At 67.4% G+C, this 12,065-nt stretch carries 8 protein-coding genes; 2 read left to right on the top strand and 6 right to left on the bottom strand.

Features of this window, described 5'->3' with window-relative positions; genetic code table 11:
- Positions 1-88 precede the first annotated feature (88 nt).
- The 4 genes from BUE43_RS08215 to BUE43_RS08200 form a co-directional block, all read right to left on the bottom strand.
- Positions 89-502: a DoxX family protein gene (locus BUE43_RS08215; RefSeq protein ID WP_073480753.1), complete on the bottom strand. Its 414-nt coding sequence runs from the start codon at positions 500-502 to the stop codon at positions 89-91.
- Between the two features lie 71 nt (positions 503-573).
- Positions 574-1,638: a glycosyltransferase family 4 protein gene (locus BUE43_RS08210; RefSeq protein WP_327083429.1), complete on the bottom strand. Its 1,065-nt coding sequence runs from the start codon at positions 1,636-1,638 to the stop codon at positions 574-576.
- Positions 1,639-1,697: 59 nt separating this feature from the next.
- Positions 1,698-3,860 carry an amylo-alpha-1,6-glucosidase gene (locus BUE43_RS08205; protein ID WP_073480751.1) on the bottom strand — a complete coding sequence of 721 codons (2,163 nt, stop codon included), beginning with the start codon at positions 3,858-3,860 and terminating at the stop codon, positions 1,698-1,700.
- A gap of 214 nt (positions 3,861-4,074) precedes the next feature.
- On the bottom strand, positions 4,075-4,497 hold the full coding sequence (locus BUE43_RS08200) for a low affinity iron permease family protein (protein WP_073480750.1): 423 nt from the start codon (positions 4,495-4,497) through the stop codon (positions 4,075-4,077).
- A 327-nt stretch (positions 4,498-4,824) separates the two neighbouring features.
- Here BUE43_RS08200 and ctaD point away from each other — a divergent pair, with 327 nt between their 5' ends.
- Together ctaD and BUE43_RS08190 are read left to right on the top strand one after the other, a co-directional pair.
- Positions 4,825-6,594: an aa3-type cytochrome oxidase subunit I gene (gene ctaD, locus BUE43_RS08195; protein ID WP_083959451.1), complete on the top strand. Its 1,770-nt coding sequence runs from the start codon at positions 4,825-4,827 to the stop codon at positions 6,592-6,594.
- Between the two features lie 10 nt (positions 6,595-6,604).
- Positions 6,605-7,213, top strand: coding sequence for a DUF4383 domain-containing protein (locus tag BUE43_RS08190; protein ID WP_143174025.1), 609 nt, complete (start codon positions 6,605-6,607; stop codon positions 7,211-7,213).
- A gap of 567 nt (positions 7,214-7,780) precedes the next feature.
- On the opposite strand, the gene BUE43_RS33320 is transcribed toward BUE43_RS08190, so the two are convergent.
- Both BUE43_RS33320 and BUE43_RS08185 read right to left on the bottom strand, forming a co-directional pair.
- Positions 7,781-8,251 carry a hypothetical protein gene (locus BUE43_RS33320; protein ID WP_143174024.1) on the bottom strand — a complete coding sequence of 157 codons (471 nt, stop codon included), beginning with the start codon at positions 8,249-8,251 and terminating at the stop codon, positions 7,781-7,783.
- Positions 8,252-8,322: 71 nt separating this feature from the next.
- Positions 8,323-11,817: an ALF repeat-containing protein gene (locus BUE43_RS08185; protein ID WP_159447709.1), complete on the bottom strand. Its 3,495-nt coding sequence runs from the start codon at positions 11,815-11,817 to the stop codon at positions 8,323-8,325.
- Between the last annotated feature and the right edge of the window lie 248 nt (positions 11,818-12,065).

Genomic DNA, 12,065 nt, shown 5'->3' with positions numbered 1-12,065 from the left:
AAAAACGCACGCCGCGCGGTGGACCGGGGTCAACGACCTCCCGAGACCAGCCAGAACACCCGGTCCCGGGCAGCCGGCGAGGCCCGGGTCAGCCGGTGCCGAAGAGGGGATCGGTGACGGTCAGCCCCATCCGTCCGGTGCGGAACAACACGAAGACCAGGAGTGCCGCCCCGGCGAGCGCGAGGTCCTTGAGGAACTGGATCTGCTCCGCGGAGCGCGTCTGGCCGTCCTTCTCCCGCCAGAAGGCGTGCATCAGGAACGCGCTCACGACCAGGAAGACGAACAGCATCAGGGCGCCCAGGTCACCCCAGAGACCGAGCACCACCAGCAACGCGGCCACACCCATCCACACACCGCTGCCCAGCACGCTCGCCCGCGCCGGCCGGATCCCCTTGGACTCGGTGTACGCGGTCATTCCCGCCGTGTGGGTCAGGTGGTTGAGGGCGGAGGCGAGAAACAGCAGCACGTAGAGTATTCGACCGATCAGCGCCACCACATCCATCGGGGCCTCCCGGAGATGAGTCGTTCGCGCCAGGGACGACGCCTGGTCCTCCGCCCGCGAGCGGAGCGTTCTCAGTGGGCTTCGCGCGTGGCCTCGGCTTCCCCGGACAGGACGCGCCGGTAGAGATCCTCGTAGCGGTGCGCCATGCCCACCGAGTCGAAGCGGAGACGCGCGTCCTCGCGGCACCGCGCCGGGCTGATCCGCCGCACCTCGTGCAGCGCGTTCGGCAGCTCCTCGGGCGTGTCGCAGACCAGCCCGGTCTCGCCGGACCGGACGATCTCGGCGACGGAGGCGCGGCGCAGCGCGACCACCGGTGTCCCGCAGGCCAGCGCCTCCACCATCACCAGGCCGAACGCCTCGTCCCCCAGGATCGGGAACACCAGGCAGCGGGCGTGCTGGAGCAGCTTGCGCTTGCCGACCGCGTCGACCTGGCCGATCCACTCGACGCCGGGCCCCAGCCGGGGCTTGACCTCCTCATCGAAGTAGATCTTCTCGCTCTCCTCGATGCACTTGGCCGCGACGACCAGCGGCACGTCGGCCTCCCGCGCGGCGTCGACCGCCACGTGCAGCCCCTTCTGCCAGCTCGCCCGGCCCAGGAAGAGCGCGTAGTCCTCCTTGTCGTCGCTGTACGGGTAGGTGTCGACGCGCACGGCGTTGTGCACCATCCCGATCCAGTTCAGCTCGGGGCGGGATTCTCGCTGCGCCTCGGAGATCGCGACCAGGCGCACCGAGTCGCCCAACGCCGCGTAGAGGTCGCCCAGCTCCCCGTTCACCGGCAGGTGCACGGTCACCGCGGTGGGGATCTCCCGTCCGGCCGCGGTCAACGGGCCGGCGAGGGAGTGGTCGTGCACCAGGTCCACCCGCAGTTCCGCGAGCAGGCGCGCCGCCTGTCCCGCGTGCACGACCTCCGGGATCGCGGCGCCCAGCCGGTCGCACTCCGGTTGCCCGTAGGTGGTGAGGAAGTGCTGGGCGTTGGTCCCGTTGTCGCCCACGCCGATCAGGGTCAGCTCGTGGCCGTCCGCGACGAGCACCTCGACGAGGTTCGCCACCATCTGCTCGATGCCGCCGTAGGCGTGTGGCGGCAACGTGAACCAGGGTGTCGCCACCATGGCGATGTGAAGGGGTTGTCCGCTCACGACCCCACCTCCCGGGAGACGACGCCGGACGAAGGGCTCCGGCGTTCACCGCGACCGGGTCACCCCGCGGCCCGCCCGGCGAGCAGCGGGTCGACCAGGTCGGACGGCGCCTTCACCAACTCGAACCCCTCCGGCAGACCGGTGACCTCGAACCCGTCCCTGCGGATGCGGATGTCGACGGTTCCCCCTGCCACGCGGAGTTGGTGCACGGTCAGGTAAGTCAGTCGGGGCGGCAGCACCGGGTCGATCCACACTCGACGGTTGAGGACGTCCGGCGCGAACCGCAGCAGCAGCCGCATGAGGTGGATCGGGGCCGCGGCGGACCACGCCTGCGGGGAGCACGAGGTCGGGTAGGGCACCGGGCCGGGGAACTCGTCGCGGTCGAAGCCGCAGAACAGCTCGGGAAGGTGGCCGTCGAGCGCGGCGGCCGCGTCCAGGATCCCGCAGATGATCTTCAGGGCCTCGTCGACCATGCCGTAGCGCATGAGTCCCGCCGCGGCGAGCGCGTTGTCGTGCGGCCAGACGGACCCGTTGTGGTAGCTCATCGGGTTGTAGGCGCTCATCTTCGCCGAGAGGGTGCGGATTCCCCAGCCGGAGAACATGTCCGGCTCCAGCAGTCGCCGCGCCGCGCGCCTGGCCTTGTCCGGATCGGCGATGCCGGTCCACAGGCAGTGCCCCATGTTCGACGCGAGACCGTCCACCGGCCGTTTGTCGGCGTCCAGGGCCACGGCGAAGTAGTCCCTGTCCTCCAACCAGAACCGGCGGTTGAACTCCTCGCGCAGCCGGCTCGCCTTGTCCAGGAACCGTTCCGCCGTGGGCTCGTCGTCGCGCTGGCGGGCCAGGTAGGCGCGGGCGAGGTAGGCGGCGTAGACGTAGCCCTGCACCTCGACCAACGCGATCGGCGGCTCGGCGGTCGTGCCGTCCTCGAAGTTGAGGCCGGCCGAGGAGTCCTTCCACCCCTGGTTGACCAGTCCGCGGTCGGTGGCGCGCTGGTACTCCACGAACCCGTCGCCGTCCTTGTCGCCGTACCGCTCGACCCACTCCAGCGCCCGGTCGACGTGCGGCAGCAACGTCTCCACCTCGTCGGTGGCCAGGCCCCACCGGGCGAGTTCCCCCACCAGCATCACGAACAGCGGGGTGGCGTCGACGCTGCCGTAGTAGACGCCGGCGCCGCCCAGGGTCATCTCCGCGTCCACACCGGACCGGACCTCGTGCAGGATGCGCCCCGGCTCCTCCTCGCTCACCGGTTCCACCTTCGTGCCCTGGTGCTGGGCCAACGTCAGCAGCGTGCCCACGGCCAACGAGGGGTCCATCGGCAGCGCCTGGTACGCGGTGAGCAGCGAGTCGCGGCCGAACAACGTCATGAACCACGGGCTCCCGGCGGCGATCACCGCGGAGTCGAGCTCGGGGTTGTAGATCCGCAGCATCGCCAGGTCCGACCGCGACCGGGAGAGGACCCTGGCCAGCTCGGGGCTGTTCGTGGTGATCTGGGTGGTGCCGCTCACCCACCGGGCCAGGCGGGTCGCCGGCGTCTCCCGCTCCTCGGTGTCGTCGGGCGGGAAGTCGAGGGCGAGTTCCTCCTCGCCCACGCGGACGGTGACCGTCACGCTGCCCCGCCAACTGGCGCGCCCCGGCACCTGGACCGGGATGCGCAGCTCCACCGGCGGGGTCCGCTCCCCGTCCGCTCCGTCCAGGGCGAAGTCGCTGGAGGACACCCGGCAGGCCAGGCGGTGCTCGCCACGGGAGGCGTACTCGACCGCGCCGCTCTCCCAGCTGATGGCCGGCTCACCCCGGCTCTGCACCCGCCCCTCCTTGACCTCGAACAGGTCGGCGAAGTCGCAGTCCATCGTGAACCGCAGTTCGCAGCGGACCTCCTCGGTGCCGAGGTTGATCAGTTCGAGGTCCTCCCGCAGGCCGTTGCCCACGTAGCGGTCGCGGCGGAGCAGGAGCGCCCGCCCCTCGGGCCCCGGCGGCATCCGGCTGAGGAACGTCGCCCCGTAGGGCGCGTGGCTCAACACGGTCACCGGTTGGAGGGCCTGCGAGTCGATCCGCGCCTGCCAGCGGGACAGCACCCGGGTGTCGCGCACGAACAGGCCGAGGACGCCGCCGGGGTCGACGTCCCCGGACTGGGCGGACAGGCAGAAGGTGGAGCCCTCGACGAGCGTGAGCGCGCCGGGGCCGACGGCCGCCGGCTCGCCGGCAAAGGTCCAACCCGTGTTCACCGCACGTCACCTCCGAACTCCGGGTGCCCGCCGCATGGTGGCCAGGGCTCCCGAGCGCGGAGTACCCACATCTCGGCCGAGCGGCGTACTACCACCCGGGAGTGTGACCGCAGCGGGTCCACATTCTTCTGTCCGTGGTGGAGCTACCGCTTCGTGTGACGCACGAACGAGGGGTGCGGGCAGCGGACGCTTGCAGCGCGCCGAGGGGTGCGCGCTACGCGCCCTCCCGGTCCTCCAGGCCGACCGCCTCCCGCAGCTCCTGGCAGTCCCGGCGCAGGGAGGGCCGGTCCTCGGCCAGCTCGCCCATGAGGTCGGCCAGGGCGTCGGCGATGGCGTTGAGCTTCTGCTGGGCCGCGTCCTCGCCGCGCTTCTGCGTGTTCTGCAACAGCGCGACGAGCAGGAACGTGACGATCGTCGTCACCGTGTTGATGATGAGCTGCCAGGTGTCGACGTCGCGGATCAGCAGGATCGACGGCGCCCACAGCAGCACCATGAGCAGGCAGAGGGCGAAGAACCACGCGCGGGAGACGAAGCTGTTCGCAGACGTGGCGAACCGGTCGAACAGCGACAGCCGCGAGCCGACGTCGGAGGGCATCCGGGCGCCGTTGAGTCCGTGTCCCCGCTCGTGCTCGCTCATCGGTTCCTCCTGTCGCCGACAGCCGGGCGTCCCCTGTGCCACGGCTGGAGGAGAAAAGTTCCCCCTTCCGAGAGCGACAAAACCCCCGACCCGGGAACCACGCCGGTCGTCCTCCGGCCCGCCACCCCGGCTCCGTCGCCCTCGGTCACTCCACGGAGGACACCCGTTGCGCCAATCCGTCACATGGGGTGTTGCCCGAGGACACGCGACCACGCCCCGCACCTCCCTCCTCGCTCACCGGAAGCGGTGAAGGCAGCCGTTCGGGATGCGGCCATGAGGTAGTCAGGGTGCGCTGACCAGCAGGTGTGATGACCTGGGAGGTGCTCGGTGACGACGGTGACGCGCACGCCCGTCTCGGTGGGGTACGGCAGCGGGTCCTGGGGCAAGGGGTCCCGGCTGGCGTCGTTCCTCAGGACGACGGACCACAAGGCCATCGGCATCCTCTACATCATCACCGCGTTCGCGTTCTTCCTCCTCGGCGGCGTGATGGCGCTGCTGATCCGCGCCGAGGTCGCCCGTCCCGGGCTCCAGTTCCTGTCCAACGAGCAGTTCAACCAGCTCTTCACCATGCACGGCACGGTGATGCTGCTGCTCTACGCGACACCGATCGTCTTCGGCTTCGCCAACTACGTGCTGCCGCTGCAGATCGGCTCACCGGACGTGGCCTTCCCGCGGCTGAACGCGCTGTCCTACTGGCTCTTCCTCTTCGGCGGACTGATCACGCTGAGCGGGTTTCTCGCTCCCGGCGGGGCGGCGGACTTCGGCTGGTTCGCCTACACGCCGCTGTCCAACGCCACGCACTCGCCGGGAGCCGGCGGCAACCTGTGGAACGCCGGGCTCGTGGTCGGCGGCCTGGGCACGATCCTCGGCGCCGTCAACATGATCACGACGGTGATCTGCCTGCGGGCGCCCGGCATGACGATGTTCCGGATGCCGTTGTTCACCTGGAACATCCTCGTCACCAGCATCCTGGTGATCATCGCCTTCCCGATCTTCACCGCCGGGCTGCTCGGCCTGCTGGCCGACCGGCACCTGGGCGCGCACGCGCTGTCCCCCGAGATCGGCGGCTCCATCCTGTGGCAGCACGTGTTCTGGTTCTTCGGGCACCCCGAGGTCTACATCGTCGCGCTGCCGTTCTTCGGGATCATCACCGAGATCATCCCCGTCTTCAGCCGCAAACCGATCTTCGGCTACAAGGGCCTGGTGCTGGCCACCATCACGATCGCGGCGCTCTCGGTCGTGGTGTGGGCGCACCACATGTACGCCACCGGCGCGGTGCTGCTGCCCTTCTTCGCGCTCACCACGTTCCTGATCGCGGTGCCGACGGGCGTGAAGTTCTTCAACTGGATCGGCACCATGTGGAAGGGCTCCATCACCATGGAGTCCCCGATGCTGTGGGCGCTCGGGTTCCTCCTGACCTTCCTGCTCGGCGGGCTGTCCGGCATCCTCCTGGCCTCACCGCCGGTCGACTTCCACGTCACCGACACGTACTTCGTGGTCGCCCACTTCCACTACGTGCTGTTCGGGACCATCGTCTTCGCGACCTTCGCCGGAATCTACTTCTGGTTCCCCAAGATGACCGGCCGGCTGCTCGACGAACCCCTGGGCAAGCTGCACTTCTGGCTCACGTTCCTCGGCTTCCACGGAACGTTCCTGATCCAGCACTGGCTGGGCAACGCGGGAATGCCGCGCCGCTACGCCGACTACCTGCCCACCGACGGCTTCACCCTGTGGCACACCATCTCCACCATCGGCTCGTTCCTCCTGGGCCTGTCGGTGCTCCCCTTCCTGTGGAACGTCTTCAAGAGCTACCGCTACGGCACCCCGGTGGACGTGGACGACCCGTGGGGCTTCGGGAACTCCCTGGAGTGGGCCACCTCGTGCCCGCCGCCCCGGCACAACTTCCTGGCACTGCCCCGAATTCGCTCCGAGCGCCCGGCGTTCGAGCTGCACTACCCGCACATGTCCGAGCGAATGCGTCTGGAAGCGCACGTCGGGTTGACCGGCAAGCCGGTGCACGCCCCCGCCCCCTCCGAGCAGATCGCGCACGCCGCCGAACCCGAGGACGAGGCCGGCCCCGACCCGATGCACCGGTAGGCCCACCGAGATGCGCATGGACCCCTACCTCCCGCCGGAGCACCCCCTCAGCAAGGTCTACCGGCTCGGCGGCTGGCTCTTCGGCTCAGAACTCGTCGGCTTCGGCGGCACCGGCCTGGTCCTCACCCACCACGACGGGGTGTTCCACCACTCCCCCAACCCCCTCGTGGCCGCCGCGCTCGTGCTCCTCGGCGTCGTGCTCCTCGTCGCCAGCACCCTGGGCGGCGCCAGCGCCTCCACCGCCGAAGCCGCCGTCGGCGCCCTGCTCGTCGCGTCCTGCCTGTTCACCCTGCTCGTCCTCGGCGTCTGGCACCGCGCCGCGCTCTCCCTCCCCCGGCTGTGCCTCTGCCTCGCCACGGGCCTCGCGCTCCTCACCCTGGGGTGTTACGGCCGCCTCTCCGGCGGCCTCTGGCAGGGCAACCCCTACGCCCGCGCCCGCCGCGGAGAACACCCCGACCACACCCCCGACCTGACCGCCATCCACCACCGCATCACCGAACTCGACGACCTCGTCCGCGCCGAGATCGCCCAGGCCGAAGGCCACCCCACCCCCGACCAACAACGCCTCCTCCTCACCCACAACCCAGCCGCCACCCGAGCCCGCCGCCACCACCGCTGACCCAACCCGACCACTCATCGGAAACGATTCCCCGGGTAGCCAAACGCTCCGGCCCGGAGAAGCGGACCAATTCACCACAGCAGATCAATCAGCCCATGCCCGCCCAGAGACCCAAGGAACAAATCACACGCCGATTCACAAGCAGGGCACAAGACGCCGCGGGTGGAGTGCACTCCTTTATGGCACCCATTTTTCCTGACCTTCACTCAACTATCAGTTCGCGGGCTTAAGCTAGCCGAGCTGGTGGTTCACCCGACGGGCCAACCACAGGCTTGACCGCTCCGCACACTACAGCTCCATCGAACTGAAGCCGACATCCGCTACCGGATCAACAACTGGAACACTAAATGCAATTCTTTCACCTGGAACACACCGTTTCAATCCCCAACCTCACATCACCCTCTACGCAAATCGCACAATATCATTACATCAACCGCTCACAAGAAACGCAAGAATAGTCCCATAAAGGCCAGCCCGCTCCGGTCCGGACATCAGACCGAGCCAGAGCGGACTGACCAGTTCCACCCTTGTCTCCATCACAAGCGAGTGACGACATAAAGGATAAGGCTACACTCGAAACCCATACAGGTAAACTATAGGGCGCGGCCCACTTGGGTCTACTGCGATCTCAAAATTGGTTCGAGGAGCAGTGGAGCCCCAGTAGACGAGGTAATCCTTCGCGGGATCGGTAGGCCATCCGAATTCGCGCGCCCTGGTCCACATCGTGAGCTCATTGATGAGATTCCTGCGGTACTCCGGCCGGTCGAACTCCTCCACCTTCCGCCCCGTGGGCCCAGCCAGGAACTCCCTCACACATGACTCCGACGCCTCGAAGCGGAGATACATCGTTCCGCCCATATCAGGATCGTAGAAGTAACGAAGTCCGTCGGTTTCACAAGGCGGAGGCTTCAGCGAGAACCGCTCGAACATCTTCTCCAACGAATGGTTCGAACTCCCGGCATACGCGCGTGGATCCGTGGGCTTGCGCAACCAGGCCACCCCGAGCGCGGCAAGACCGACAGCGATGATGACGGACAAGGACCATCCCACGAACCGGACAGACCGAGACCGGGTGCCACGCGAGCGGGTGCTGGCACCGGGAACTTCACTCACCTCCGAACCCTCCCGGAGAAGCTCCGATCCGTACTACCGCGAAGAGCGAACTCTCGAGCAAGGTCATAGTACGGTGCCAGCGCGTAGGGCTCAAATGGGAGCAGACCGTAAAAAAGTGACTCGTCACGGTCGAAGTTCCAATCCTTGTACACGTCCAAGCGGTACGAACCAGTCACGTGCACTCCGCCGAGACGAACCTCCGCTCGAACATCTCCGGTCATACGAAACTGCATACCGCGAATTCCGTAGCGGAGAGTGGAGTTCTGATTGAACTTGACACCCCGCCACATACTGTCTACAGGATAGGTGCAGACAGTTCCAACTGGCCCCTGACAGCTGTTCGCCGCCTGACCCACAAACCAAGCCTCTTCCGTTCGGACATCTCTGGCAAACTCGTCGACGAAGATCTTGTTGGGGTCGACAAGAAAATCTTGCCCGCTCCTACCTCGATAATGCTTAAAGAGCTCGCAAGCAATACCGTCAAACTCTGATCCGTACAGCCCACACACGCCTATGACTGTCTCATCGAGCGTCGAACCAATACCCATTCTCTTGTCGAAATCGAGCATTCGTTCCCAAATACCGAGCTCGCGATATGGTGGGTTATCGTTCGGGGTGTAAGGACTGGTGCCCCCGTTCTCCTGGTGGACAAGCTTCGACTGTTTCGGGTCGCTTGTTCCCCCACCGAGATAGCTCTCCTCAATTTTCTTCACCGCACTGTTCAGGGCGTCCTTAGCCGCTTTCAGCGCCGCTCCGGCATCCTTACCTGCCTGAAGAGCGGCGGCGAGGGCCCGGTCTCGCGAGGCATACGCGGCCGCCGCGTTAATAGCAGCTCGGGCGGCCGACGCTCGGGCGCGGCGAGCCGAGTTGTCGGCGTCGGCGGCTGCCTGGCTGGCAGAGTTTGCGGCGTCGCGGGCCTGCTTCGCGGACTGCGCGGCGCGTCTGGCCGCCTGGTCAGCTTGCTGGGCGGAAATTCGCGCCTGGTTGACGTACTCCTCCGCCTTCTCAGCAGATTTACGCGCGTTGTCGGCATACCGACCCGCGTCCTCGGCGGCACCGCGGGCGACGGCGGCGGCTTCTGCCGCCCTGGCCGCGTCTTCACCTGCCCGCGCGGCAGACCGCGCCGCGTCTGCGACCAAGCGCTGCACGTTGGCGACGTGAACAGAGGCATCGTGGTCGCGCTTGGCGGCTCGGTACTGGACGACCCGCACAAACTCTCGCATAGCGATCGGCGGGCCGCTGAGGGCAATCTCGGCCGCGACCTGCACCTCAGGACCGCCGGCTCCCTTAATACGAAGAGTATCGAAGCGGTCGTCATCGATACGGGCCCGATGCTGACCAACGTTCAGGAACTCCAGCATCGCCTCCACGGTCTTCGCGTCCAATGCGGCGCTGCCGGCCTTCTGCATCCCAGAGCCACCGTCGTGCATGATGCGAAGAACCTCAGACCGATAGTCGTCCATCCGCGCCTCGTGTTGGCCCTTGCTCAGAAACTTCTGAACCTGCTCGTACGAGCCAGCCAGGGCAGCTTTCGCTGCGGCCTTGAGCTGCTTGTTCTCAGTGTCAGTCAGGTGGGCCACGCGAGCGCGGTCGTCCTGCTCTGCGGCGAGTTGCCGACCGCTTCCAAGCCATTCAACGATATCGGCGTCGCTACCGGAGAGCGCGCCCTCGGCAGCCTTCTTGGTCCAAGGGCCGCCAGTGGCGATCAGGCGGAAGGCAGCCTTCCGTCCCTTAGCAGCCGCTGCAGCGGTGTCAATCCCCTCAGCCGAGGCTTCAGCGAGGAGACGGTTGGTTTCGGCATCGAGACGGGCTCCCTCGTCCTTCTCCCAGGCGACGCGCTGCTGTTCGGCCTCGTACTCATAACGGAGCTTCTCAGCTCTCTGGACACCTTGTTCCTGCTCTACGGCCAGACGCTCGGAATCGGCCTTGCGTGCCTCTTCCTCGATTCGACGAGCTTGCTCGGCCGCCTTGACCGCGGTCTCGGCCGCCTTGAGGGCCTCATTAGCGTGCACGGTAGCCTGGGTCGCCGCGTCCTGAGCCTGTCCGGCGTGCGCAGCAGCCTCATTCGCTGCTCGCGAGGCCGCCTCGGCATGCGTGGCGGCCTCGTCCGCAGCCTTTTGTGCCTCCTCAGCCGCAGCAGCGGCCTGGTTGGCGAAGCCCTCCGCAGCATTTGCAGCGCGGTTGGCGGTGGCGGCAGCGCGACGAGCCTCGGCAGCAGCAGCGGTAGCGCGTTGGGCCTGCGCACCGGCGGCATGGGAGTAGCTACCAGCCCTTGCCGCTGACGCGGCCGCGTCAGCGGCGTGTGCACCTGCGCTCGCTGCGGCGCGTGCCGCAGCGACGGTCTCCCGCACCGCAGTCAGGGTCTTACGAACCGCCTCGGCGGCGCTGCGGGCGTTCACAGCGGCGGCACTGGCGTCTTCGGCGGCCTTCCGAGCGGCCTCGGCGTTCTTGCCGTCCGCGATAGCGGCGTTGGCCGACCGGAAAGCACGATTGGCGGCTTGGCCAGCCGAGGCGGCAGCGGCAGAAGCGGCGGCAGCGGCGGCAGCGGCTGTCCGAGCGGCGGAGTGCGCGGCGTTAGCCGCATTAATTGCGGTGCGGGCAGCATCGGCAGCGCGGTTGGCGGCATCCGCAGCCCGGCCTGCAGCACCGGCGGCGCGGTCAGCGGAGTCTTTGGCCGCTTCCGTCTCCTTGGCAGCTCGCTCCGCCGCCTCCTTAGCCGTTCGCGCCGCCTCGACGGCACGTCCAGCAGCCTCCTTGGCCAGTTCAGTCTCGGCGGAGGCCCGCTGCTGTGATTCCTTGGCGAGATCCGCGAGCTGTGCGACCGTCATGGTTTCCTGGTCACGAGCCCGGGCGACGTGCTGCCCGTTACGCAGAAACTCGCGAATGTCGTCAACGGACCCGTCGAGTGCCTGCTGTGCGGCCTGCTGCACCTGCGGGCCACCTGTAGCCAGGATCTGGAGGACCTGGAAACGCTCGTCGTCCGCTCGAGCCTTGTGTTGGCCCTCCACGAGAAACTTCCAAAGCGCCTCGCTCGTACCCGCATCGAGAGCAGCTTGAGCCGCCTTCTGCACCCCACGGTCGCCTCCGTGCAGGATGCGCAGGACATCCGAACGCAGATCGTCCTGCCACGGACTCCTCCAGCCCGACTCCAGAAAGGCCCGCCGCTCCTGCGGCGAGCCGTCCAGTGCCCGTTGCGCAGCGGCCTGAACCCCTTTACCACCGGACGCGACGAGTTGGAGCACGGCCATGAAGTCGTCCTCCTCAGTCGCGGCGATCCGGCCGCGATCGAGGAAAGCACGCACATCCTGCTCGGACCCCAGCAGTGCCCGTTCAGCAGCCGCTCGCATTCCTCGGCCACCGAACTTCCACAGCTCCAGCACACGACCCCGATCAGTGGTGGGTACTTCCACGACCGGAGGTTGCTCTTCGGTGGGCGTTGCGGCCGCGACGGGTGCAGCGAACACACCTGACACGAGCGCGACGATCGCCACCAGGGCTCCACCACGGACTCTCACCCTAGGTGACAACCTCGTTCGCCGTCTATGCATTTCCCCTCACAAAATTAGTAGCACAGGTTCCGCTCAGGACCCGGCAGGGCGGCCTTCCTGCCGGAGGAGCATGTTGCCACGGGGGCGACGAGAAACGGGAATCATTCCGTCACGTACGGACGGTTGGAGACCAGCAAGGGCCCGGGGATCGGCTCCGAACGCGAGAAGCTGTATCTCCACATCTTGTCACA

This window comes from Streptoalloteichus hindustanus (assembly GCF_900129375.1).
In the GTDB taxonomy this organism is placed as follows: domain Bacteria; phylum Actinomycetota; class Actinomycetes; order Mycobacteriales; family Pseudonocardiaceae; genus Streptoalloteichus; species Streptoalloteichus hindustanus.
This window is presented reverse-complemented; position numbering and strand designations above follow the sequence as displayed.